General features: G+C 42.5%; 23 protein-coding genes. 8 read left to right on the top strand and 15 right to left on the bottom strand.

Features of this window, described 5'->3' with window-relative positions:
* Window positions 1-130: 130 nt before the first annotated feature.
* The 3 genes from GS399_RS15805 to GS399_RS15795 all read right to left on the bottom strand — a co-directional run bounded on the left by GS399_RS15805 (window position 131) and on the right by GS399_RS15795 (window position 5,491).
* On the bottom strand, window positions 131-1,489 hold the full coding sequence (locus GS399_RS15805) for a dihydrolipoamide acetyltransferase family protein (protein ID WP_160845609.1): 1,359 nt from the start codon (window positions 1,487-1,489) through the stop codon (window positions 131-133).
* An 80-nt stretch (window positions 1,490-1,569) separates the two neighbouring features.
* Window positions 1,570-2,841, bottom strand: coding sequence for a competence/damage-inducible protein A (locus tag GS399_RS15800; protein ID WP_160845608.1), 1,272 nt, complete (start codon window positions 2,839-2,841; stop codon window positions 1,570-1,572).
* A 61-nt stretch (window positions 2,842-2,902) separates the two neighbouring features.
* Window positions 2,903-5,491: a putative LPS assembly protein LptD gene (locus tag GS399_RS15795; protein ID WP_237487968.1), complete on the bottom strand. Its 2,589-nt coding sequence runs from the start codon at window positions 5,489-5,491 to the stop codon at window positions 2,903-2,905.
* 100 nt (window positions 5,492-5,591) lie between these two features.
* Here GS399_RS15795 and GS399_RS15790 point away from each other — a divergent pair, with 100 nt between their 5' ends.
* Together GS399_RS15790 and GS399_RS15785 are read left to right on the top strand one after the other, a co-directional pair.
* Window positions 5,592-6,467 carry an N-acetylmuramoyl-L-alanine amidase family protein gene (locus GS399_RS15790; RefSeq protein ID WP_439649252.1) on the top strand — a complete coding sequence of 292 codons (876 nt, stop codon included), beginning with the start codon at window positions 5,592-5,594 and terminating at the stop codon, window positions 6,465-6,467.
* A 6-nt stretch (window positions 6,468-6,473) separates the two neighbouring features.
* Window positions 6,474-7,418: an MlaD family protein gene (locus GS399_RS15785; RefSeq protein WP_160845605.1), complete on the top strand. Its 945-nt coding sequence runs from the start codon at window positions 6,474-6,476 to the stop codon at window positions 7,416-7,418.
* Between the two features lie 99 nt (window positions 7,419-7,517).
* On the opposite strand, the gene GS399_RS15780 is transcribed toward GS399_RS15785, so the two are convergent.
* The 4 genes from GS399_RS15780 to GS399_RS15765 are packed head-to-tail and all read right to left on the bottom strand — an operon-like array spanning window position 7,518 to window position 10,790.
* Window positions 7,518-8,429 (bottom strand): ribonuclease Z, encoded by a 912-nt coding sequence (locus tag GS399_RS15780; RefSeq protein WP_160845604.1) that lies wholly within the window; start codon window positions 8,427-8,429, stop codon window positions 7,518-7,520.
* Between the two features lie 15 nt (window positions 8,430-8,444).
* Window positions 8,445-8,819, bottom strand: coding sequence for an STAS domain-containing protein (locus GS399_RS15775; protein WP_160845603.1), 375 nt, complete (start codon window positions 8,817-8,819; stop codon window positions 8,445-8,447).
* Window positions 8,820-8,861: 42 nt separating this feature from the next.
* Window positions 8,862-9,809: a phosphoribosylaminoimidazolesuccinocarboxamide synthase gene (locus GS399_RS15770; protein WP_160845602.1), complete on the bottom strand. Its 948-nt coding sequence runs from the start codon at window positions 9,807-9,809 to the stop codon at window positions 8,862-8,864.
* Between the two features lie 24 nt (window positions 9,810-9,833).
* The gene (locus GS399_RS15765; RefSeq protein ID WP_160845601.1) at window positions 9,834-10,790 is read right to left on the bottom strand and encodes a PhoH family protein; all 957 of its coding nucleotides are present in this window, start codon (window positions 10,788-10,790) and stop codon (window positions 9,834-9,836) included.
* A gap of 101 nt (window positions 10,791-10,891) precedes the next feature.
* Between GS399_RS15765 and GS399_RS15760 the strand changes: the two genes are divergently transcribed.
* The 4 genes from GS399_RS15760 to GS399_RS15745 all read left to right on the top strand — a co-directional run bounded on the left by GS399_RS15760 (window position 10,892) and on the right by GS399_RS15745 (window position 16,224).
* On the top strand, window positions 10,892-11,683 hold the full coding sequence (locus tag GS399_RS15760; RefSeq protein ID WP_160845600.1) for an SAM hydrolase/SAM-dependent halogenase family protein: 792 nt from the start codon (window positions 10,892-10,894) through the stop codon (window positions 11,681-11,683).
* 573 nt (window positions 11,684-12,256) lie between these two features.
* A complete protein-coding gene (locus tag GS399_RS15755; protein WP_237487967.1) occupies window positions 12,257-12,769 on the top strand; it encodes a hypothetical protein in 513 nt (170 codons plus the stop codon).
* Between the two features lie 78 nt (window positions 12,770-12,847).
* The gene (locus GS399_RS15750) at window positions 12,848-14,677 is read left to right on the top strand and encodes an ABC transporter ATP-binding protein (protein WP_160845599.1); all 1,830 of its coding nucleotides are present in this window, start codon (window positions 12,848-12,850) and stop codon (window positions 14,675-14,677) included.
* A 161-nt stretch (window positions 14,678-14,838) separates the two neighbouring features.
* Window positions 14,839-16,224 carry an MBL fold metallo-hydrolase gene (locus tag GS399_RS15745; RefSeq protein ID WP_160845598.1) on the top strand — a complete coding sequence of 462 codons (1,386 nt, stop codon included), beginning with the start codon at window positions 14,839-14,841 and terminating at the stop codon, window positions 16,222-16,224.
* Here the strand turns inward: GS399_RS15745 and GS399_RS15740 are convergent.
* The 3 genes from GS399_RS15740 to GS399_RS15730 all read right to left on the bottom strand — a co-directional run bounded on the left by GS399_RS15740 (window position 16,212) and on the right by GS399_RS15730 (window position 18,460).
* A complete protein-coding gene (locus GS399_RS15740) occupies window positions 16,212-17,486 on the bottom strand; it encodes a flavin monoamine oxidase family protein (protein ID WP_160845597.1) in 1,275 nt (424 codons plus the stop codon). The two genes, GS399_RS15745 and GS399_RS15740, sit on opposite strands and share 13 nt — an antisense overlap.
* Window positions 17,487-17,966: 480 nt before the next feature.
* Window positions 17,967-18,257: a type II toxin-antitoxin system RelE/ParE family toxin gene (locus GS399_RS15735; protein ID WP_160845596.1), complete on the bottom strand. Its 291-nt coding sequence runs from the start codon at window positions 18,255-18,257 to the stop codon at window positions 17,967-17,969.
* Window positions 18,254-18,460 carry a DUF2683 family protein gene (locus tag GS399_RS15730; protein ID WP_160845595.1) on the bottom strand — a complete coding sequence of 69 codons (207 nt, stop codon included), beginning with the start codon at window positions 18,458-18,460 and terminating at the stop codon, window positions 18,254-18,256. Before GS399_RS15730 ends, GS399_RS15735 begins: the two co-directional genes overlap by 4 nt.
* 57 nt (window positions 18,461-18,517) lie before the next feature.
* Between GS399_RS15730 and GS399_RS15725 the strand changes: the two genes are divergently transcribed.
* Both GS399_RS15725 and GS399_RS15720 read left to right on the top strand, forming a co-directional pair.
* The gene (locus GS399_RS15725) at window positions 18,518-19,093 is read left to right on the top strand and encodes a Crp/Fnr family transcriptional regulator (protein WP_160845594.1); all 576 of its coding nucleotides are present in this window, start codon (window positions 18,518-18,520) and stop codon (window positions 19,091-19,093) included.
* 71 nt (window positions 19,094-19,164) lie between these two features.
* The gene (locus GS399_RS15720; protein ID WP_160845593.1) at window positions 19,165-19,605 is read left to right on the top strand and encodes a carboxymuconolactone decarboxylase family protein; all 441 of its coding nucleotides are present in this window, start codon (window positions 19,165-19,167) and stop codon (window positions 19,603-19,605) included.
* A gap of 40 nt (window positions 19,606-19,645) precedes the next feature.
* On the opposite strand, the gene GS399_RS15715 is transcribed toward GS399_RS15720, so the two are convergent.
* The 5 genes from GS399_RS15715 to rpmA form a co-directional block, all read right to left on the bottom strand.
* Window positions 19,646-20,596, bottom strand: a complete 951-nt coding sequence (locus GS399_RS15715) for a D-2-hydroxyacid dehydrogenase (RefSeq protein ID WP_160845592.1) — start codon at window positions 20,594-20,596, stop codon at window positions 19,646-19,648.
* A gap of 49 nt (window positions 20,597-20,645) precedes the next feature.
* Window positions 20,646-21,713 (bottom strand): 3-phosphoserine/phosphohydroxythreonine transaminase, encoded by a 1,068-nt coding sequence (gene serC, locus GS399_RS15710; RefSeq protein WP_160845591.1) that lies wholly within the window; start codon window positions 21,711-21,713, stop codon window positions 20,646-20,648.
* A 53-nt stretch (window positions 21,714-21,766) separates the two neighbouring features.
* Window positions 21,767-24,148: a TonB-dependent receptor gene (locus tag GS399_RS15705; RefSeq protein ID WP_160845590.1), complete on the bottom strand. Its 2,382-nt coding sequence runs from the start codon at window positions 24,146-24,148 to the stop codon at window positions 21,767-21,769.
* A 6-nt stretch (window positions 24,149-24,154) separates the two neighbouring features.
* Window positions 24,155-24,826, bottom strand: coding sequence for a ribulose-phosphate 3-epimerase (gene rpe / locus GS399_RS15700; protein WP_160845589.1), 672 nt, complete (start codon window positions 24,824-24,826; stop codon window positions 24,155-24,157).
* A 90-nt stretch (window positions 24,827-24,916) separates the two neighbouring features.
* Window positions 24,917-25,342, bottom strand: coding sequence for a 50S ribosomal protein L27 (rpmA, locus tag GS399_RS15695; protein WP_160845588.1), 426 nt, complete (start codon window positions 25,340-25,342; stop codon window positions 24,917-24,919).
* Between the last annotated feature and the right edge of the window lie 15 nt (window positions 25,343-25,357).

Here is a 25,357-nt window from a genome sequence, read left to right as displayed (position 1 = left end):
TGATCTCAGATATTGAAGGGCTATAAAATTTCACATAAGGGGTGAGAAGAAATGTGAAATAACGCAAATTCAAAAAACTGATGTAACATCAGATTTTTTATGCAAACTTGAAAATCACAAGATGTTTAAGTTACGCTTCTCTATCTATTTTCCAAGCTTCGAGATAGTCTGCGATACGTTTAACGAACGAACCTCCTAATGCGCCATCGACTACCCGGTGGTCGTAGGATAGTGATAAAAACATCATGTGACGAATTCCAATTACATCACCAAATTCCGTTTCAATCACCGCGGGCTTCTTCTTTATTGCGCCAACTGCCAAAATAGCAACCTGAGGCTGATTGATGATTGGAGTCCCCAAAACGTTTCCAAAAGTACCCACATTGGTTATAGTAAATGTCCCTTCTTTAACTTCGTCTGGTTGAAGCTTGTTGATCCTCGCCCGCTTTGCAAGATCGTTGACAGCCTTGGTTAAACCCACCAAATTTAACTGATCGGCGTTTTTTATAACCGGCACAATGAGATTTCCTGAAGGAAGGGCCGCAGCCATGCCAATATTGATATCTCGCTTTTTTATAATTTGCGTGCCGTTTACTGATATGTTGATCATTGGGAAATCCCGGATCGCCTTAGCCACAGCTTCAATAAAAATTGGGGTAAACGTTATTTTTTCTCCTTCGCGTTTCTCGAACTCGTTCTTTACTTTCTCTCGCCATAGCACCAGGTTGGTAACATCTGCTTCGACAAACGATGTTACATGCGGAGATACCTGTTTGCTCATCACCATGTGTTCGGCAATAAGCTTGCGCATTCTGTCCATCTCTATTATTTCATCGCTTCCGCTGAAACTTGAGCCTGGCTTCGATTCATTATATATGGCTTCGTTTAATGTTACTTTCTGATTAAAAGCATCCTGAGTAGCGGCTGGCCTGGCAGAAGATCCGGCAACACCTTTCATGTTTATATAGTCGAGAATATCCTGCTTTGTTACTCGCCCGTCCGCTCCGGTGCCCGTTAAGTTTTCAAGCTCTGTAAGCGAGATTCCTTCTTCAGCAGCGATATTTTTTACAAGCGGCGAATAAAATCTGGTCGAAGATTCGAACGAAACCTTTTGAGCAGGTTTTTCCTCTGCAATCTGATCCATTCCCGGAATAGAAGTTTCTTTAGCTACAGGTATAGCAATAGACTGTTCGACTGTATCAGGCTCCGCAACAGTTTTAGACTCCGTTTCTTTTTCAGACACAGGCTCATCGGTTTCGATAATCGCCAAAACATTTCCTACCTGAGCTACATCATTTTCACTAAAAAACTGCTTAACCAACTTTCCAGACACAGGCGACGGAACCTCAGAATCAACTTTATCGGTGGCAATTTCCATTACCGGCTCATCAAGTTCAATCTGATCACCGGGATTTTTCAACCACTTGATAATTGTAGCTTCAGCCACGCTTTCACCCATCTTAGGAAGTAGAAGTTCAAATTGAGCCATATCGGTTAATTAGTGATAGATGCAAAAGTAATTTTTTTCTGCTTTTGGAGGCAAGCTATCTTTGCTTTGCCATTATTAATTTACACTGACTTTCTTACAAATTTAAAAAGCATTGTCAATGCACTGATAGCCGCCCGTTCAATATTTTGCTGGCGTTTGTTACCGAATTGGAACTTTTTAGCGATAGCGCCATCAGCCGAAGCAACTGCTATCCAAACTGTTCCCACGGACTTCTCCTCAGTTCCACCATCGGGCCCGGCTATGCCGCTTACCGCTATCGAGCAATCCGAGCCAAGCTGCCTGATAGCGCCTTGCGCCATTTCAAGCACTGTCTGCTCACTTACGGCACCAAAATTTTCCAGTGTTTCATTCGCAACACCCAATACAGATTTTTTTAGCCCGTTTGAATAAGTAACGGCACCCCCTAAGAAAACCTTACTGCTACCCGGGTGCTGCGTAATCAGTTGCGATATAAACCCTCCTGTGCAGCTCTCCGCAACCGAAAGCGTCAATTTACTCTTTTCAAGATAGTTTAAAAGCGCTTTTTCGAGCGAAATGTCTTCTACCGCAAAAACGGCGTCTCCTACCCTTTCGATTATCCTGTTCGAATAAGCGCCGATTTCGTCAGCTAATATTTTATGAACTTCCGCGACTGTTTTTTGATTTTCTATTGCTGCAGAAGCACTCAATCTCAAACGCACTATGCCGAGCTTAGGCAGATAGGCAAGCTTAATATGAGATGGCAAAGATTCTTCGATGTCGGCGATCTGCTCGGCAAGAAAAGACTCACCCACACCGGCTGTTAAAATTGTTTGATGAACAATTACATCCATTTCAAACCTTTTCCGCAACTCTGGAATTACCTTATCTTCCATGAGATACATCATTTCGAACGGAACGCCGGGCAATGAAACGTAAACCTTTCCATCCTCGTCAAACCACATACCCGGAGCTGTGCCATTTTCGTTTAACAGTACCTTACAATTTTCAGGAACATCGGCTTGCTGTATATTAACGTCAAGCAGGGGCCTGTTAAATTTTTTGAAGATATTTTTTACGTTTTCGAGTGTCTTCTCGTCGCGTTTGAAACCTGCATTAAAATATTTCGCGAGTGTTTTTTTTGTTATATCGTCTTTCGTTGGACCGAGACCACCGGTCATGATGATGATATCCGCACGATTAGCGGCCTGCCGCAAAGCCTCTGTGATATGTTCAGCATCGTCGGAGACTGACGTAATCTGTTTCACTAATACACCGGCTTGATTTAGCTTCGTAGCCATCCAGGCCGAATTCGTATCTACGATTTGACCGATTAGAATTTCATCACCTATCGTTATTATCTCTGCTAACATAAACTTGATCTGGTAGGTAAGAAATCCGGTGTGTCGTGCACCGGGATCCTTAACTCAAATATTAATAGTTGTTAAAATAATCGCGGCGACGATTTAGTTTCAAATCCTGCAGAATAGATGCTTTTACGCGGAGGTCGAAACTATAGCTCTGGTACGGACCGAACGGAACCCAGCGAAACGACATATCCCAGCAATGTAGATCACGATAGAAGGAAAATTGCGTCAAACTCATTTTCTGTGCCCGGAAATCATAGCCCGATGTATATTGAACTTTCCATTTTGGCGTTACACTTAGATCGCCAGAAAAGTTCAATGTATTTGAAACCGTCGTATATAATCCTGGTTTGCTGTAATTAAAGCTGTATGATGCTGTGATATTCCATGGAACGTTAAAATCGACAAAAGAATTTGGATCACGGCTTATCCTTGCCAGTGCCTCCGCCTGTTGAGGAGTCATATTATTGCGACTCTGGCCGATCTTATCGGCATTATCGTTACGACGTTTCACGGCCTCCGAATTAAAGCTAAAATCGCAGGACAAGCCAATGTTGGTTAAACGTGCGATCTGGCCCCTGCTTAACGCATACTCATTAACACGATTGCCCAGCGAGTTAACCTGATATGGATCGAATGTTCCGTAAAAATTTATTCCCAGCTTCTGTTTTAAAAGCGCGGTTCTTCCCGAAAAACTTATCGGTGATAATTTAAATGAATCGGCTGCAAAATTATAGTTACCGCTAAAGGACAGACCCTGTAAAATCGGTATCTTTTCAAAAGCGTTTGTCGTATCGGATTTCGACCTGACTTTTGCCTCGATATTATTATCCACCGAGAAGCTGATTCCGGCCTGCTTTCCATAAGGAGGTGTACCGTATATGGCACCGTCATAAATCGAATAATGTTGAACAGGCGCATTAGGATCCTTGCTTCGCTGGATATCTCGATAGTAGCCATATTTGGACGCGCCGAAGTCCGGCCTATAGTTGAAACTTGCCTGCGGAGTGATAATGTGGCGTAACGCTACCAGTTTCCCTTTTTTAAAATTTACCGTTCCATACAATTTTGTCGATAGCCCGGTGGACAAACTATAGTCATACGCATGGCCAAATCCACGAACGGTGTCAATCACATCTTCTTGCGCTGGCGCGAAAAGGTAACTTTTTCGGTAAGACTGAAGGTATAACCGATCCGTATAATTCACACTGGAGTTGAACTGGAAAAACTTCAGCACATTCAAAGACAAACTTACCGGTATATTTTGTTGAAAGCCATTCTGGAAACGCTGAAAAGCACCGGGTTTAAACAGCAAACTATCAAAAGTAGTTACACTGTTGCTACCCTGCAAGCTGTAGCCGACTGTAAGCCGCTGATACCATTTTTGTTCACCTACCCGGTCTTTTTTATCAAACGGGCTCAACGTGCTCATATTTAAACTGAACGACGGCAAAGTAAGATCAACTGTATGACGTTGCAGGTCCTGTCTGTGAGTCAGGGCTGCAGTAAAATTGAACAGGTTGTTTGCAAAGGTTTTTCCATAGTTTATGCTTGAACTAAGAGAATTTTGTGTAATCGCATTTAAGTCATAAGTACCACCGGCAGCCGTCTTTGTGAAGTATTGACTGGTACCCACATTTACACTAGCTCCGAAAGTAGTTCCGGGATTGGCTTCCTGGCGTTGACTGTGTGACCATTGAATGTTAAATTGTTTCGACGGCTTGTTTTCCACTGTACCTTCAACACCGGTTTTGATAGAAGCATAACGCAAGCTGATGTTACCATCATACTTATAATTTTTACGGTAGCGCGCCAGCAAACTAGTTTCGTAGGAGCCTTTGGAATAGATCGAACCGCGAAGCTCCGCGTCCCAATAGTCGCTGATACCAAAATACCAGCCTAAATCGCGCATGTAAAAGCCTCGTGACGCATCTTCACCGAATGTCGGGAACAATATGCCGGAAGCACGATGGTTCGCTTTCGGGAAAAATCCAAACGGAAGTATTAATGGAAATGGCACATCTTCAATAACCAGGTAAGCACTCCGCGTGACAATATTTTTTTCACTGACGATGCCTTTGTTAAGGTGAATGCCGTAATGTGGATGCGGTAAATCGCATGTAGTGTAAATGGCATCTTTAATAAATACCTCGTCGTATTCATTTTTTTTCGATTGACCTGCAAGTATGTAACCGCCTTCTACTTCAGAAGAAACACCAAACGTTTTTCCCCGTTTGCTTTTAAAATCGTAATACATTGAATCGGTTGCCGCTGGTGGCTCGCCTCCGGTTTTAAAGATTGGCCTGCCGGTATATTTGCCGGTACGCTTATCATGCATCCCGCTGGCAAAAACTTTATTATTTTTCTGATCGAGGCGTATATAATCGGCGTCAAGTTCAAAATCCTCGTAAGTAACGCGCGCCTTCCCCCACAAATACATCGTACCGCGCATTTTATCGATATACATCGAATCTTCACTTACGGCCTTTACCGCCGCGGTTAGCCCGGTAGCTGTTTTTTTATTTATAACGGTATCCGATTTTAGCGTATCAGGTGTTGTTTTTTTAGCGGCGGAACGCGACTGAGTTCTCCCGCTTCCCGGTGGACGTCCACGAAGCTGTGAATGAGCCTGCTGTTTTACGGCAAGAAGTATCAAAAGCAAAAATAAACAGCGTGTAAAAAAAGCGTTAATAGATTTCAAATTCGGTGATGAATATTATTTTTGCAATGATACATTACAAGTCCCGTCAAAATTAATGAAAATAATGCCATTGAGAAGAGTCATTAGTTCTTTACTAATTTTATTCCTACATCCGTTTGTATCATCTGCCTATTCTGCTAAACTTCCGCCGTACCGTATTAAAACCATCGTGATCGACGCCGGTCATGGCGGTAAAGATGGTGTAAACCGCGGTATATATTCGAAGGAAAAAGATGTTTCCCTTTCCGTTGCCCTAAAACTTGGCCAGGCAATAGAAAGCAATTTAAAGGACGTCCGGGTTATTTATACCCGAAGCGAGGATGTTTTTATTCCGCTTTATGAACGTATGAATATTGCTAATCGCGCAAAAGCCGATTTATTCATATCGATACACTGCAACAACATGCCTGTTGAAACTCGGCGTGTACAGGATGGTTATACACGAAATAAAAAAGGGCAGAAAGTACCTGTTTACAGGACGATATCAGCCAAAAGTACATCTACTCATGGTGTGGAGACTTTTGTCGCAGGCTCAAAGCGTCTTGGTGAACAGGACGCGGCTATCCGTGAAAACGCAGCAGTTCTATTGGAAAGCGATTATAAGGAAAACTACGATGGTTTTGACCCTAATGATCCGGAAAGTGCAATACTTCTTTCGCTGATTAAGAGTAAATATCGGGACCAAAGCTTTAAATTTGCCTCACTCATACAGGACGAGTACATAAAAACCGGCCGTGTTGACAGAGGCGTACAGGAACAGAGCCTTGCTGTTTTGAGACATGCTACCATGCCGGCTGTATTAACAGAAATAGGATTTTTGAGTAATCCTGAAGAAGAGGATTATCTGAACTCGGAAAACGGTCAAACAGAAGTAGTGAATTGTTTGTTAAACGCAATTCAGGGATATAAGAAACAAGTAGAATTAGAATAGCACACATTGAAAATCTCAAACGAAACCAAAGTCGGCGTACTTACCATACTAGCAATTGTTTTGCTCATCATCGGATATAGCTTCTTAAAAGGCAACGATGTTTTCTCATCCGAAGATGTCTATTACGCTAAATATGAAAGAGTTGACGGACTTGCCGTTTCAAAACCAGTATTGGTTAATGGTTTTCAGATCGGACGTGTTGCGGCGCTGACTTTACAGCCAAACGGGGAAGTTTTAGCGCAATTTAAGATTAATCCACGATACGAAATTCCGGTAAATACGATCGCGCGTTTAGAAAGCACCGACTTACTTGGTGGGAAAGCGATAATTTTCGACCTGGGGACGAGCATGAAGTACGCCACAGATGGCGATACGCTCAATTCAAATATTCAAAAAAACTTTCTTGAACAAGTTCAGCCTGTTCAGAAGAAAGCAGAGCTAATGGTGGCGCGGCTTGATTCAATCCTCACTTCGATCAACGGAACGATCAGTCCCGCATTTCAAAAGAATTTCAACAGGAGCTTTGCCAGCATTGCAAATACTCTTGAAACTCTGGAAGGAACAACTAAACGCGTAGATGGTCTTGTTGGCGGACAAAGCGCACATATCGAAGGAATTTTAAGCAATCTTGAATCGATCTCAGCGAACTTTAAGAACAACAATGCCAAGATCACCTCGATCATGAACAATATTGATAAAGTTACAGATGAGGTTGCTAAAGCGAACTTCCAGCAGACGATTGAAAATGCTAACAAAGCAATCGCCGACTTCCAGGCGCAGGTTGAGAAAATTAACCAGGGTCAGGGATCTTTAGGCAAACTACTTAACGACGAAGAGCTTTACAAAAACCTGAACAGTTCAGCGGCAAATCTTAACAAGCTGATGATTGACCTGAAAGCACATCCTAAACGCTACGTAAGCTTCTCAGTGTTCGGCGGAAAGAAAGATTAGTTGGATTAGAGGCGGCATAGCTCATAGTAGTCGATAGTTCATGGTTCATAGTCCATAGTCATTAGCTAATGGCTGATAGTTCATCACTGATAGCTGAACCTACAATTGAAAAGTATTTCCTTCTATGGCAAGTTGCGTGTTGGTGAATACGCTCCGGCTTTCATCCAGCAGCGGAATGAGATCGCGGTACCTTGCCGAAAAATGCCCGATTAGCAGCTGGGAAGCATTGGCTTTTAGTGCTACTTCACCAGCCTGAAGCGCGGTTGTATGATAGGTTTCTTCCGCCCGTGGCAACATATCATGTAAAAAAGTGGCTTCGTGGTAAAGAGTATTCACTCCTGTTATTTGCTCCAGATAGCCCCAACTGCAAATCGTGTCAGAGCAATAGGCATACGATCTTGGTTCTTCGGCTTCAAAAGTGAGGTCAAGTGCCCGATGGATTACACCAGCCTTGTCGGTATAATCATTACCTCTTTTCAGCAAAGGAATATATTCCACCGGAATTCCAAGCTTTTCCACCAGTTCGCGGTTTATTTTTCGCTGCCTTTTTTTCTGACTGAATTTATATCCGGTACAAGGTATCCGGTGATTCAAAATTATCGTCTCAACATAGACATCATAATTTTCAAATATTTTTTGCGGGTTTTGCGGATCGACAGCAAAAAAATAGATGGGATAACGCAGATCCGTTTGCGAGTATTTGAATTGGATTTCGATGATCTCTTTTAAATCAGCTGGCCCGAAAATGTGCATCGGCTTGGTGCGCCCGTTTAAATGCAAGGAAGAAAGAAGGCCTACCAGGCCCAGGTAATGGTCGCCATGCAAATGGCTTATAAAAATGTGCTCAATTCGCTGAGCCTTAAATCCATATTTTAATAGCTGAAGCTGCGTACCTTCTCCACAATCAATAAGAAAGTAACGATCATTAACGTTTAACAGCTGTGAACTTGGATTTCTGTTAAAAATGGGGGTTGCTGAACTGCTGCCTAAAATGGTTACTTCAAATCTCATTTCGGGCAGATAAAGTTAAACTTCTCTTCTCAGTTCTTTTTCGATTTCTTCCATAAAAATCAGGTCGATACCTTCTTCTACAGTAGGCACAATGTTTAAGACATTTTCAAGCTGAGATATGGTAATGAGCTTGCCGATATTATCGTTAATACCTGATAAAATAAAAAGTCCGTCTGAATTCTTACATAAGCGATGGCCTACCAGCAAACATCCTAAACCTGATGAGTCTGAATATTTTACAGACGACAGATCAAGAATCACGTTTCGCTGACCCTCAGCGTTGATCAGGATAAATTCAGACTTAAGCTGCGGAGCAATTAATGTGTTCAGTTTCGACTCATTAAGTTTAATAAGAACATATTTTTCATGCTTGTCGACCGAAAATTTCATAAAGAATGATTGTGTTTAGATTACAAATATTAAAAATAAAACTTAATTCAGACGATTTAAAAACTCATTAATATTTTTTTCCACGCGATTCAAAATTTCAGACGATTCTGTTTTCCGAAATTTCTCGCCGGTGATGTTTTCATAAAGTTCAATATAGCGATCCGAAATTGATTTCACAACTTCCGGCGACATTTCCGGAACCAGTTGATCTTCCTTGCCCTGAAAGCCGTTTTCAATAAGCCACTTTCTTACAAATTCTTTAGAAAGCTGACGCTGAGGTTCGTTTTTATCCTGAAGTTCCTGGTAAGTTTCCTTATAAAAATATCTCGACGAATCCGGTGTGTGGATTTCGTCAATCAGCGTAATTTTTCCGTCAGCTTTGCCGAATTCATATTTCGTGTCGACCATGATCAAACCCCGTTCATCTGCCATTTCAGTTCCGCGTTGGAATAGCAGGCGTGTATATTCTTCCAGTTTTACATAATCTTCCTCCGAAACAATATTCCTTTTTATTATTTCTTCGCGTGAAATATCTTCATCATGCCCAACAGAGGCTTTAGTGGTCGGCGTTATGATCGGCTCAGGAAGTTTATCGTTTTCTTTTAGCCCTTCCGGAAGTTTGACGCCGCATACTTCACGCTTTCCTGCGTTATACTCACGCCAGGCGTGGCCAGCGAGATAACCACGGATCACCATTTCAACTTTAAAAGGCTGGCAAATCTTTCCAACGGTAACACTAGGATCAGGAACATCGATCACCCAGTTAGGCACGATATCCTGTGTTGCCTGTAAAAACTTCGCGGCAATCTGGTTTAAAACCTGGCCTTTGTATGGTATCGGTTCAGGTAAAACCACATCAAATGCCGAAATACGATCAGAAACAACCATTACCAGGTATTTATCTGATATAGTATAAACATCCCGTACTTTTCCTTTATAAAAACCTGTTTGCCCGGGAAAATTAAAATGTGTTTCTTTTATTGCTGACATTGTAAAAAGTATCTTAATATGAGGTTACTGAATATCGCCATAAGCTTCGAGTATCCTTCTTACTAATTTATGCCGTACGACGTCTTCGCCGCTAAGGTAAATAATATCGATTCCTTTTATATCCGGAAGGATGCGTAAGGCGTTGTGCAAACCTGATTGTTGTTTTTTCGGCAAATCGATCTGGGTTACGTCGCCGGTCACGATAAACTTTGCCGACGGTCCCATACGGGTAAGGAACATTTTCAGCTGCATATCGGTAGCGTTCTGCGCTTCATCAAGGATTACAAAACAATTATCCAGGGTACGTCCACGCATAAATGCAAGCGGTGCGATTTCGATAGTTCTGTTTTCGAGGTATACTTTAAGTTTCTCCGCGGGGATCATATCGTCCAGCGCGTCGTAAAGCGGGCGCAAATATGGATCGATCTTCTCCTTCAAATCTCCCGGAAGAAAACCAAGGTTCTCGCCCGCTTCTACAGCCGGCCGGGTAAGTATTATTCTTTTAATTTCTTTGTTCTTCAATGCCCTTACCGCAAGCGCAACAGCCGTATAGGTTTTACCAGTACCCGCTGGGCCGATAGCAAACAGGATATCGTTTTTATTGATGCTGTCGACCATGCGCCGTTGATTGGCGGTGCGAGCTTTCACAACTATACCGTTCGGACCGAACACAATCGCTTCCCCGCTAGATTTATCGGCAGAAACTTCACCCGATGAACTAACCGTTATTTTAGCACCCAACAAACTTTCCAGCTCGTTATTACTTAAACTTTGAAACTTTTCAACATGATTAAGCAACTCTGAAAAACGAATATTGAAAGCGGCAAGTTCAGATTCATCACCCAAAACTTTCACCTCGTTTCCACGGGCTACGATCTTAATTTTAGGAAATTGCTTTTTTATGACTTCGAAATACTCATTGTTTGAGCCCCAGAGTATTACAGGGTTAATGTTTTCAAGGGTAAGTTTTAATTCGTTCAAGCGTGTGTATTTTAAGTTTGCGGTGCTTTAATTGCAATTAAAATTTGAATATTTGCAGGGTAAAAGCTATCGCAAGATTAGTAAATAATATTCACATATTAATGGCAATAATCACTCTTACGACTGATTTAGGTTACAAAGATTTTTACCAGGCTGCATTGAAGGGAAGCCTTTTAAGCCTGTTGCCAGCAGCTAATATTGTTGATATAACACATGATATTTCCGCATTTAACATTGCGCAGGCGGCCTTCGTTCTTAAAAACGCATATCCGTATTTTCCAAAAGGAACCGTTCACTTAATCGGCATTGACTCTGTCTATCATAAAGACACGCGCTACCTTGCGGTAAAGTTTCGCGATCATTACTTTGTGGGTTCTGACAACGGAATTTTTTCCTTGTTATTCGACCAGTCGGCGGAAGAAATTGTGGAACTTCATATTATGCAGGATCTCAAATTTCTCCATTTTCCTCTAACAGATATTTTCGCAAAAGCAGCAACTCATCTCGCAAAAGGCGGTAAATTAAAAGACATCGGCTTGCAAGTCAACGAACTTGAAGAAAAGATGAACCTGCAGCCTGTTATCGAGCGCGACATCATCCGGGGAAGTGTTATTTACGTCGATTCCTTCCAGAACGTTATTACCAATATCACAAAAGATCTTTTCTCGAGGATACAGCGCAACCGCGACTTCGCTCTTTATTTCAGGAGAAATGAGTCGATTTCTAAATTAAGCTGGCACTATAATGAGGTGCCCGAAGGTGAAAAACTGTGCTTATTCGGCATCAGCAACCATTTGGAGATCGCGATTAATAAAGGAAACGCCAGCGGTTTGCTTGGTTTAAACCTTGGGGATATTGTGAGGATCGAGTTTTATCCGGGTATGGCGGTATAGGCGCTATCGTGTTTAAATTGAGTTTATAGTAGTTTAACTAATCTCGACGCTGGTTTTGCGAACTTTAGTTTCAAGCGACGTGAGTGATTTAGTTTGTCATTTCCTTACTTCTCTAAACCATGTAAAATTTGAAAACGTACGTTTGTGGCTCTTGGCTCCTGCAGCCCTGCCATCCGTTGCAAGTCCTCACCCAGCCGCACAGTCTTGGCTTCGTTCCAGGCTTTTCACTGCTGTCAGGTTTATTGCACGATGTTTCTTTTCATCGGAAATGGGACGCTGCTCCGGATAATTTAGCAGCAATGTCCCGACAGTTTTAAACCCGATATTCGCGAAAAGCCTTAAAGATGTAGTTCTTTTTCAGTTTGCCACCGCCGTTCGCTTTAGGCTTGCAGCATTAGCGGGGCTATCTTTTCCTATCGCCGAACCTTGCCTTCCTAATTATAATCAAACATCTTAGCCACCTGGCTTTTGATATGCTAGTTGCATAGATAAGCTCAAATGTATTATTAAGACTTCATCCACGACATTTTGAAAAAACTCAAAATAAAATCAGGGAAAATGTGTTTAAAAGGCATGAAATGTTTTTTTCTTACCCTGTTTATACTTTCAGGCTTATCGGCGTTTGCTCAAACCGATTCAATAGTTTACGAACGGCAGCGTAAAAAAATAAACGACTTGCTCGACGAGCGTAACGAACGCTTCGGGCAATTCGATGTAAGCCTTAGTCAGAAGACCGGCATTTTTGGCTGGAAAACGAAGAAGGATATGCAGCGATCGCTCGACATTCTTGCTGAAATTGCCAAGACCGACAATAACATCTTAAAGGAAACGAAGGTTCTGCTTGATTATAAAGACCTGCAAAAATCGCAGGTACAAACAAAGGTTATTGATGTGAGCGGACGTATAAATAATTACATGAAAACGATCACCAAACTCCAGATACAGAATGACAGGCTCAATACTGAATTGCAGGACGCCGAAAAGCGTAACAGTACTCTTTTATGGATCTCCATCGTATCCGGCCTTATTGCATTAGGGCTGCTCGTATTCATTTTCAGCAGGCGTCAGCACAGAGCGTCACATTAACGTAATACCAACGTCACCACCTATAAAAACTTCATAGGGCTTAAAATTTAAGTCTACCTTGGTCGTCTTTATACTTTAATGGCACGTTCACGATCAACACTTAACAGCGGCAATAAACAAGGTGAAGAATTACCTAAAGCCAGGCTGAATGCGAAAAACCTGAAGAAGGTTGCAGCACTATTAAAATACGTTAAACCTTATCGCACGAAGTTTATATTCGGCATGTTTTTCCTGTTCCTTTCCAGCCTTGTTGGTTTGGCCTTTCCTGCTTTATTAGGGGGGATGATCGATGCGGCGCAAGGCAAACAAAAGATCCCCTTTATACCTGCTAATGTAAATACCATAGGCATTATCGCCTTTACGATCCTATTTTTTCAGGCATTCGTTTCATTCGGCCGTATCAGGCTTTTTGTGGAAGTAGCCGAAAAATCGTTGGCAGACATTCGTCGCGACACATACTTTAAGCTGATCACCCTGCCGATGAACTTCTTTTCGAACCGGCGTGTGGGCGAATTAAACAGCCGCATTTCGGCCGACCTTTCGCAGATACAGGATACTCTGACTACTACACTTGCCGAAATTACCCGGCAGATCGTGTTGCTGATAGGCGGTGTAACGCTGCTGTTTACCTTGTCGACCAAGCTGACCTTGCTGAACCTTTCGGTACTGCCAGTACTGGTTATTGTAGCAGTTTCCTTTGGTAAATTCATTCGTCGGATAGCGCGCGAGGCCCAGGATAAACTAGCAGAATCAAATACCGTCGTAGAGGAAACTTTACAGGGAATAAGTAATGTTAAGGCGTTTGTTAATGAAGCTTATGAAGCCGGCCGGTACAGCCGCAGCCTTTCTGACGTTGTGAGGATCGCGATGCGCGGCGCTACTTTTCGCGGTGGTTTCGTTTCTTTTGTTATTTTCTGCCTGTTCGGCGCTATTGTCGCCGTAATCTGGTATGGCTCTATCCTGGTATCACGCCATGACATGACCGTCGGCAGCCTTACCACTTATATATTATATGCAGTATTTGTCGGCGCAGCCATGGCAAGTTTTCCTGAGTTATACGCCAATGTTCAAAAGGCACTAGGATCAAGCGAGCGCGTATTGGAAATACTGGAAGAAAAAGGCGAACCTATTTCAATGAACGAAGAAGACAACCGAACTAATGTACATATACAAGGCGACCTTGAGTTTAAAGACGTTGTTTTCTCCTACCCGTCGCGCAAAGAAATCACGGTGTTAGACGGCGTTTCTTTCAAAGCTTCCGCCGGAGAGAAAGTGGCAATTGTTGGACCCAGCGGTGCCGGAAAGTCGACTATCGCTTCACTCATCCTTCAGTTCTACGATATTTACTCCGGACAGATAAGGTACGATGGAAAAACCTCTAATGACTACTCTTTAACAGATATACGTAACCAGGTTGCAATCGTACCACAGGATGTGCTTTTATTCGGTGGGACAATCCTGGAAAATATCGCGTATGGCGATCTGTCCGCCTCGCGGGAAGCCATAATCGACGCAGCTAAACGTGCCAATGCACATAACTTCGTTACAGGATTCCCCGAAGGTTATGATACGGTTGTTGGTGAACGTGGCGTGAAGCTTTCCGGCGGGCAGCGGCAGCGCATCGCAATTGCCCGAGCTCTGCTTAAGAATCCTGCTATATTAATACTTGATGAAGCAACCTCTTCTCTTGATTCAGAATCAGAAAGACTTGTACAGGAAGCACTCGAAGAACTCATGAAAAACCGAACTTCCATTATAATAGCTCACCGTTTGTCCACTATCCGTGAAGCCGACAGAATCGTGGTTCTTGAGAAAGGAAAAGTAGTTGAGAACGGAAGCCACACAGAGTTGATGACGAATGAACAGGGGCTTTATAGATATTTAAGCCAGCTGCAATTTGAAGTATAGGTATCACCTGTCAGACAGACATTAGCTGACAGCCATCGACTATATGTATGGACTATTAGCTATCGGGCTATGAGCGATAAACTATCACCTATAAACCGTCACCTAATTAAAATCGGCGATCCTTTGACTGTAAACTGCCACTATTACTATCTTGCAGGCTTATGAGGTTAACAGTTTTCGGAGCGGCAGAGCAGGTTACAGGGAGCATGCATTTGTTGGAATTGGATCATTACAAGATACTGATCGATTGTGGATTGGATTATGAGCGTGATACCCGGCTAGAAGATAATGAGTATTTCCCATTCGACCCGGCGGAAATCGACGTAGTGATATTAACGCATGCACATATTGACCATTCAGGAAACTTGCCGACTCTGGTACGAATGGGTTTCGAAGGACAGATATTATGTACCCCTCCTACCGCCGATCTGGCGGAACTCCTGCTGTTGGATTCCGCATCGATCTTCGCTGGTAAGGAACGGAAACCCGTAAAAAGGCACAAAAATGCTTATAAACCGAAACTACTATACCTGCAAAAGCATGTGATGGATACGGTGGAGCGTTTTGTAACCATCGGTTTTAACAAGCCATTCCGACTGAACGGACAAGCCGAACTTACTTTTTATTCTGTCGGGCATTTACTTGGAGCTGCAGCGGCAGTTATAAAAGTTTCGGGGCATGGCCCCGACCGAACGATCGCATTTACTGGTGATATCGGCCGCGAAAACTACCCTACTTTAACTGATCCTTCCCTGCTTCCACCCGTCGATTACCTGGTATGTGAATCTACATACGGCGGACGCAAGCATAACAAAACGCAGAATGTTGAACAAGTGCTGGTAGGAACCATTAACGAGTCCTGTGTTAAAAATCCGGGACGATTGATTATTCCGGCCTTCAGTATCGGTCGTACCCAGGCTTTGATCTATAGCTTAAACAAAATTTTCGACCAGGGTTTGCTGCCGCCGGTAAAGGTGTTTGTTGATAGTCCGCTGGCCAATTACGCGACCGAAGTGTATCGTAAATATCAAAGCCTGTTAAGCCAGGATTCACAAAAATTCTATCGTGAGAAAGGTGATGAGTTTGAGTTTGAGAATCTCACGTATGTACATAACCTGAAAGAGAGTAAAGAGATTTCGAACTACTTCGAGCCATGTATAATAATCTCCTCGGCCGGTATGCTGGAAGGCGGGCGCATTCAGGACCATTTGTACTATAACATTCAGAATTATTACTGTACTATTTTATTCATCGGCTATTGTGCCAAGGGAACGTTAGGCAATCGGCTGTTGCGCGGCGACCCGATCGTCAGGCTGCGAAACCGTGATCTTTCGGTGTATGCCACTATTAAACAAACCGATACATTAAGCGGACATGCCGATCATGACGATTTGATGCAATTCGTGTCCTCGCAGCAAGCTGGCAATCTTAAAAGGATATTCCTGGTGCATGGCGAAATGAACAGTTTGAAGTCCTTTTCAGATGCGCTGCAGGCCGAAGGCTTTAATACGACGATTGCAGAAAAGGGTGTGAGTTATGAATTATAGCGTATGATCCGGTCGACGGTATCTTTGGCGCTGCTTAAAGCGGCCTCTACTGTTCCTGTCGCCTGGCCTTTGTACAGGGCCTCACCGGAAAAGTAAATTTTCTCTTCTACCGGTTCGGATAGGACATCGATGTATCCGTCATTTCCCACCGTTGGGTAGCTGTAAGAGCCGAGTATGAACGGATCAGCTGTCCAGTTTGCGACTTTCCAGGCGATGAGACCGCTTTCAATCTCATTAACAGGAATCGAAAAGATCGCCGATAAGGATTGGATCGATTTGATTAGAATTTCTTTATCGGAGTCATCTTTTAACTTGTCGGCAGGTGGCCCGCCAAGCCAGCCGGTTAACACATTTGATCGCTCAGGAGCCTGTGTCCACCAGGTAGGAATAACTTCGGAAGAAAAGATAAAGCCAGCATCTTTTGCAATACCTCCTTGTACCGTTTCCCAAAATGGCTGTTTAAATTTAAGTAACACTTTGATAATTGCACCAAAACCCATCTGCTGGATTGCCTCCTGATGCAGTGAGGCAGTATCAGGAAATTTTATAGCGCCCGACTTAAGAACACCGATTGATACGGTAAGAATCGCTTTACCCGCCCAAAATTCCCCTGTTGAAGTAGCTACTCTAGCCCCATAATTTTCAGTTTTTATCCATACAACTTTTTGATTTAACAATAAGCGAACGCCATGCTTTTCCAGTTTTTCTTCCAGGAAACTCAATAATCTGATATATCCGCCATCAACACGATATTGCTCTTCCTCTTCGTGCAGCCATTCATTTTTCAGGGAAAGCATGCTGGCATCGCTAGTATCGGCCGTGTCAAAACCCGAAGCATATCGCTTTACTGATTGCCGGAGGTCATTGAATTGCTCAGCAGAAAACTCCTGTTCAAGAAAGTCGTTTACGGTTATGTCAAGGTCCAGGTTTTCAAGTTTCTCTTCGAACAAGTGCCAATCCTTAATAAAACCTCCACCTTTTTTCAGCAGCCCGTTTTCAGACGATACTCCTTTAAATACCATTTTTCGATAGCCAATTCCCGCTTCATTCAGTAGCGAAAGCGTAACCGGTAAATTGCCATGAACAAATTCTGCACCGAGTTCTACCGCGTCCTTAAAGTCTTGATCGATGTAAGTACGAATTCGCCCGCCGATTCGGTTCGAAGCTTCCAGTATGGTTACAGCGTAGCCTTTTTCGGCAAGCAAGGCAGCGGCATATAAACCGCTTACGCCTGCGCCAATAACAAGTACGGTATTATTCATAGGTTGTAATTGCCTAATGATTCAAGTTATAATATGGAATTTCTCAGCAGCTGACCACCGCATAGCAACCTTTAAATACCAACAGGGCTGATTTTGTTTGTGGAAGCACGGCACACTCATGATTTTACAACGTTCCCTTGTGATATCCGCCTAAAATGAATGTTGGAAACGTTCCGTTTCTGCTACTATTTCGGCAAGTCCGGCAATCCGATGTAATTCCTCGCACCATGCGTTAGCCATTCTTTCGCTGCGGGATTTTCCTGCTGTCGGGTTAAAACACAAGGCTTATACGGAAGGAACTTTTAACCAGAAGCATATCAGAACTTCGATAGACGCGGGCGAAGCGGATACCTGCGATGTGGCTAAGGCCTGCGCAATATGAACAAAGCGCGAGAGTGCAATTGATTGAAATACAGGTTGAGCTTTTCTGAAAACTTACATTAAATGCTAACTGGTACTAATCGCGGTGATCATGATAGTTTATAAAATCATCGGATCCTGCCGGTTATCCCAAAAGAAAAGAAGATAAACTGATGTATCAGTTATTTTATAAAACATTGATGTTTGTTTAGTAATTAAAGCCACACGAACATCATCATTAAAAATGCTCGCCTTAAACATTTGCGGTTGTTCAGCGATTAACTCAATAACTTTTCCGGTCTTAGCTAAAAACTTATCAGCAGCCCTTTTTCCGAATTTACCGTTGATAAAATCATAAACCAATCTTAATGTCTCCTGCGAACGAGGAGTATAAAAAACTTGATAACTCATTTAGAGTTCAACATATCGTCGATACCTTTATAGGAGGTTAAATAACCCTTTTCAGCTTCTTTTAGTGAGAAATTGACTCCTTCAATAACAACAGAAGGATACGCCTGTCTTTTTTGCTCAAAGGAAATCTTCATTGCATTCATAACGGCCTTCACTGCTTCAAGCTGTTCCTTATTTTCAGGGTAAACTATGATGGCATCCATTAAACAAATATAACGAATGGTTTATGATTTAACACTCTTGTACTTATACATTTGCACATGCTTTATCCCGAAATTCTTACCCATATCGCCCGATACGTTCAACTAACAACTGGGGAACAGCATTTACTTTGCGGTTCAATTGAGACGATAAAACTGAAGAAGAAAGAGTTCCTGCTTGAACCCGGCAAGCATTGTAAAGGCAGTTATTTCATAATCAAGGGCTGTACCCGGCAGTACTTCGTCAACAAAAAGCTTAATGAACAGATCATCCAGTTCGGTTTGGAAAATTGGTGGATCGCCGACCAGGATAGCCTGCTGAACAAACAACCATCCAGTTGCTATATCCAGGCTATTGAAGATTGTGAGCTGCTTTTGATCAATGAAAAAGATAAAGACACGCTCTTCAAGCAAATTCCCACTCTCGAAAGCTATTTCAGAATCATGATGCAGAAGTCGTACGTGGCGGCACAGCGCCGTATCGGCTTTATTTTTACCCAAAGCGATGAGGAACGTTACCGGCAGTTTACAAGCTTGTACCCGGATTTTGTTCAACGGGTTCCCCAGTACATGCTTGCCAGCTACCTGGGATTCACACCGCAATTTCTAAGCAGGCTTCGGGCGAAAAAAGCCTGATTTCTTAAACTCAGTTCATTTTTCCGGGCATTGTTTCTTCCGAGATTTGTTTCAGCAAATAACAAGTAGATATGAAAACAAGAATCAAATTGAACGAGGCGGAACCTGCAGCATACAACGCTATGCTTGCTTTAGAGAAATATATTGCCGGCACATCACTCACGGCGAAACATAAAGAGCTGATTAAAATCAGGGCTTCTCAGGTAAATGGCTGTGCGTACTGCCTTGATATGCACACGAAAGATGCAAGAAAACTCGGAGAAACTGAACAACGAATTTATACCTTAAGTGCATGGCGCGACACCTCTTTTTTCGACGAACAAGAGCAGGCTATTTTAGCGCTGACCGAATCCGTTACATTAATCAATAACCACGTTTCTGACGAGGTGTATGAACAAGCAGCTAAAGTATTTGATGAAAAGTATCTATCGCAAATATTGATGGCTATCATCGTTATCAACGGCTGGAACCGCATTGCCATCACCACGAAGCTCGAGCCAGAACTATCCTGATATAAAACAAGAAAGGCTGCCCGAAAGCAGCCTTTTAATATTAGTTTTTGAAATGATCGATAATCAGGTTCGCTAACTCAACCCCGATACGCTCCTGCGCCTCGTTAGTTGCCGCACCGATATGCGGTGTTAATGAGATACGCGGATGAGTCAGGATTTCTTGACGTGGAGTAGGCTCATTGTCGAATACATCCAGTCCGGCAAATGCTACTTTACCAGAGTTCAAAGCTTCGATTAATGCTAATTCATCAATTACGCCGCCGCGTGAACAGTTAACAACACCAACGCCTTTCTTCATCAGGTCAAATTCTTCCTTACCTAAAATCGGGTGATCAACAAAAGGAATATGTAAGCTGATAAAATCCGATTCAGTGATAAGTTCGTTTAAAGTAACCGACTTAACAGGGATATTTACCTTTGTGTTTCCGGCAAATTCAAGCTCAAGCTGGGCAGGAACCGGGTGTAAATCAAAAGCAAGAACATCCATTCCAAGTCCTAAAGCTACTCTTGCCGTCTCGCGACCAATGCGACCAAACCCAATAATACCTATTTTCTTACCGCGAAGTTCAATTCCCTTTGCGTAGGCTTTTTTCAAGTCATTGAATTTTGTAGCGCCTTCTACAGGCATCTTGCGGTTCGAATCATACAAAAAGCGAATACCTGAAAACAGATGTGCGAATACAAGCTCTCCTACAGATAAAGATGAAGAAGCCGGCGTGTTAACTACAGCCAGACCTTTAGAAATGGCGTAATCAACATCTATATTGTCCATACCAACACCGCCACGACCAATTAATTTGAGGTTGGGAACAGCATCAATCAGGTCTTTGCGGACCTTTGTCGCACTGCGGACAGTAATTGCATCGTATTCATTCAGGCGGTTTATCAGCTGATCTTGCGGTATATTGTCGGTGTCAACAGTAAATCCTGCTTGCTCCAACAAAAGTTTTCCTACTGGGTCTATCCCATCATTGGCTAAAATCTTTGCCATTTTATCTTTTATATGCCGGCGAGCGCCGGGGGAATTAAAAATCTGTTTATTATTTATGTTTTTCAGCAAAATCCTGCATCGCGTCAATCAGTGTGTGAACACTTGTAATCGGCAATGCATTATACATTGACGCTCTGAAACCACCTACACTTCTGTGGCCCTTAATACCAATGATGTCCCGATCTTCGGCAAACTTCAGGAATGGTTTTTCCAGTTCCGGATTTTCCATAACGAAGCAAACATTCATACGTGAGCGGTCCTCAACTTTGCAGGTTCCTTTAAATAAAGGGTTGCGGTCAATTTCCTCATACAATGCACGGGCTTTCGCGATGTTCTCTTTTTCTATATCCGCAACTCCACCTTTAGATTTTAACCAGCGAAGGTTAAGCATCGATACATAAATTGAAAACACGGGAGGCGTATTATACATAGAGCCGCCGTCAACCTGAACTTTGTAATCAAGCATTGAAGGCAATTTACGCCCAGATTTGTCAAGCAGTTCGTCTTTAACGATAACAAGCGTTGCTCCTGCAGGACCAATATTTTTTTGCGCACCGGCATAGATCAATCCAAAATCAGCTACATTAATCACACGGCTGAAAATATCGGATGACATGTCGCAAACCAATGGCACGGAAGTTTTCGGAAACTCATACATCTCAGTACCGTAAATCGTATTGTTTGAGGTGGTATGGAAGTAAGCAGAATCTGCCGGCACCTCAAAATCTTTTGGTATAAAAGTATAGTTTGCTTCTTTGGAAGACGCTACAACATTTACGTTACCAATAATTTTAGCTTCTTTTAGCGCCTTGCTAGCCCAAACGCCGGTATCAAGATAAGCAGCCGATTTACCATCAGGCAGCAGGTTCATAGGAACCATTGAAAACTGCAAACTAGCCCCCCCCTGAAGGAAAATAATAGAATACCCTTCAGGAACATTTAGCAGTTCCTTTACCAGGCGCACCGATTCATCAACAACAGATTCAAACTCAGGTGTACGGTGTGATATTTCAAGAATGGATAATCCGGTATCATTAAAGTTTAAAACAGCCTGTGATGCCTGTTTAAAAACTTCCTGCGGTAAGATACATGGCCCGGGGCCAAAATTGTGCTTCATAAAATGATCTAATTGGTACTGTCAAATTTAATAGAATAATATTGATCTTGTGATTAATTTTTAAAATTTGCAATAATTCTGAAACTTATCTGACGAGATGTTAAATAATTTGGCACTGCATATTGATTATTGTTCATATCGGCAATCCACAGATATGATACGGTATTTTTAATGTTTAACAGGTTCAACACTTCCAGGTAAATAGCAAGCGTATTGAAATTTCGTTTAAGAAAGGCAGGTGTTTTCCTGGATTCTTTGTCAATCAGGTCTTTTGAGAAGCCGATATCAACCCTTTTATAAGACGGAATTTCAAAATTATCGGTATAACGCGGCGTTTGAGGCGGTCCGACTGGTAAAGACGAGCCATACAGCATATTTAAATGCACTTTATACGTAGGATCACTCAGAAATTTATCCTGGAAAAAAACAGAAAAATTAAGTCGTTGATCCGTTGGCCTCTTTAAATAGCCAGGTTCGATCTTAACTGTATTACCGGAGCCGTCTTTAGTGTAATAATAATCTCCCTGGATATCTTCTGCCGTCTTCATTAAAGATAACCGGAAAGCCGACCGTAAACCGCTGACAAACTCACCATTGACCGCGAAATCAGCGCCCATCGCGTATCCTTTTGATTTCTGATCGGTAAGGTAATTGATAGTAAGATTATCAATTTTATAAGGAATCTGGTCGCGGAGAAGCTTGTAATATACTTCTGATGAAAAATTCAGAGTTTCACCAAGCGCATGAAACGAATGGTTAACGCCTCCAATGAAATGGACGGATTTTTGAGATTTTATACTCGTATTTAATGCTCCGGTTTTGTTTTTTAACTCCATATAAAATGGCGGCTGATTATAAATACCAATTGAAAATTTATAATTAACCGTTGGATGAGCTGCAGGAAAATAGGCAATACCCGCCCTCGGACTAAACAATGTTTCATTATTTACAGAATTATAATTCATCCGAAATCCTGCATTAATGTTAAGTTCCCTAGAAATTTTACCGGCCGTTTGCAGATAAAACATCAACCTGTTGGCTATTAACCTATTATTATAATTTACAGAATCGGCGACAGAATCAATCTCAGTTACGGTATGTTCATTGTTATAGAACCGGTTCCTTTCATATTTCAGACCACTTTCCCAAAGGAAATCTTTATGCTTTAGGTAAGACTTAACTTCTGAATTGATTATTCTCGTTCTCAACTTATTAAATCCCAATTGCGATTGATAACCATAAATAGTTACGGGCTTTATACTGTCGGGACCGTTGCTATAGTCGTTCGTACCATCGAAACTATAAGCGCCGTACAAATCGTACGTTTTATCTTCATTAATGATAAATGCCGATATAATCGATTTGAATGTAAGATTTTTTGATGGCTTCCATGTAAAGTTCATGGCTCCCATCCAGCTCTGAAATGTATCTTCCTCCTCACCTGCGTAATTCACAGCCAAATCCAAAATCTGGTTTTGGGCACCGAAAACTGTTTCCCGGTTTTGAGGCGCCAGTTTGAACCCGCTAAAATTATAAATACTCATAACCGACCCGGTAAATTTCGGCGACAGATCCGACTGTGCTAAAAGTTGAAAATCATAAAAATCAGGCTGATAACTGCCTTTGACCGGCTGATCATTCAAAATGCTCTTATTAGTCTTTGCACGAAATCCTGCGAGAATGAAACTGTTGTTAAAAAGGCCTTTATAAGATGCGGATAGGCCTAACAATCCAACAGAAGCAGTCATCGATGTGCAGTCAGGCTTGTTATAACGCACGTTTAACACCGAGCTCATTTTATCACCGTAACGGGATTCAAAACCTCCCGCCGAAAAACCGACAGAACCCGCAAGCTCGGCGTTTACCAGGCTTAAACCCTCCTGCTGTCCATTGCTGATCAGCGATGGTTTAAATAATTCCACATCGTTAATGTAAACGAGATTCTCATTGTAACTTCCACCACGAACCTGGTACTGGTAGCTAAGTTCGTTATTAACAGATACACCCGGCTGCGTTTTTAAAAAAGACTCAAAATTGCCTGAGGCCGCCGGATAGCTCTTAAGTTCAGTTAGATCTATACTTGCCGAGTTGAGGCGCCTGCCATTTTCATTGGTTACGGTGACCTCATCGAGCGATAAAACTTGCGCAGTTAATATGACGTCTTTAACGTTGTTTTCACCGGGTTGTAAAACAATAGTTTGCTGCTGATATCCCAATAAAGAGAATTGTAATATAACCTCACCGCTGTGGGCTTTTATTGTATAAAATCCGTTCAGGTCTGTTTTGGTAACAGTAGCGGCGACCCGGCATTTCACAATCACACCTTCAAGAGAGATGCCCTTCTCCGATTTTACAGTACCCTTTATTAACCGCGCATTTTGTGCAAAGCTGCCGGCACAACAAAAGATCAGGTATACCGCAAACAGCAATCTCATGAGCTATCAGGCACGCATAACTTCAGGCGAACTATTTTTAAGCTTCCTGATCATTTCACCTGGATTCTCTGAAGCAAACACAGCGTTACCAGCGACTAACACATTAGCGCCTGCCTGGATAAGTGAAGCGGTATTATTGATTCCGACTCCTCCGTCTACTTCAATGTACAGGGATGGATTCCGGTTTGCCGCAAGATTTTTCAGCTGACGAATTTTGTCGTAGGTGCGAGAAATAAATTTTTGACCGCCAAATCCAGGATTAACCGACATAATAAGGACTAAATCAAGATCCTGAATGATATCCTCCAAAACACTAACCGGTGTATGCGGATTTAACGCCACGCCGGCCTTACAGCCAAGTTCTTTGATCGCCGAGATCGTGCGATGAAGGTGCACACACGCTTCAAAATGCACGGTAATTCCGTCTGCTCCGGCCTTTTTAAAATTTTCGAGATACCTGTCGGGTTCAACAATCATCAGGTGAACATCCAACGGCTTTTTTGCATAACGTTTAATTGCTTCAACAACCGGGATCCCAAATGAAATATTAGGCACAAATTCGCCGTCCATAATATCTACATGGATCCAGTCGGCTTCACTTACATTGAGCATTTCAACATCACGGCCAAGATTCGCAAAATCAGCCGCTAAAACGGACGGAGCAATTAAATGATTCATCAATCAAAGATACTTAAGCGGTACAAATTAATGAAAAACAAAAAACCCCGGCGAAAAAATCACCGGGGTTTCAATATCGTAATGCTAAACTTATGCTTCAACAGCTTCGCCTTCAGAAGCTGCAGCAGTATCTGCTACGGGAGCTTCTTCAACTTTAGCTGCCTTTTTTGCAGGAGCTTTTTTTACAGGTTCCGCTACCTCAGCTTTAGGAGCTTTAGCTGCTTTCTTTTCTTCTTTAACCGGAGCTTCAACAGCTACTGCTACTGCAGGGCTTACAGAAACGTATGATTTGTTATCAGATTTCTTTTTGAAAACTACTGTTCCGTCGATCAATGCGAACAACGTATGGTCTTTTCCAATACCTACGTTCTTATCAGGATGATGCTGAGTTCCACGCTGACGAACGATGATGTTACCAGCGATTGCAGCCTGACCACCGAAAATTTTGATACCTAAGCGCTTGCTATGTGATTCACGACCGTTTTTGGAACTACCGGCCCCTTTTTTGTGTGCCATTTCTTATCTTTTTAA

The sequence above is a fragment of the Hufsiella arboris genome (genome assembly GCF_009834875.1).
GTDB classification, from domain to species: Bacteria; Bacteroidota; Bacteroidia; order Sphingobacteriales; family Sphingobacteriaceae; genus Hufsiella_A; species Hufsiella_A arboris.
The sequence above is the reverse complement of the archived record's forward strand: the minus strand, read 5'-3'. Positions and strand labels throughout refer to the sequence as shown.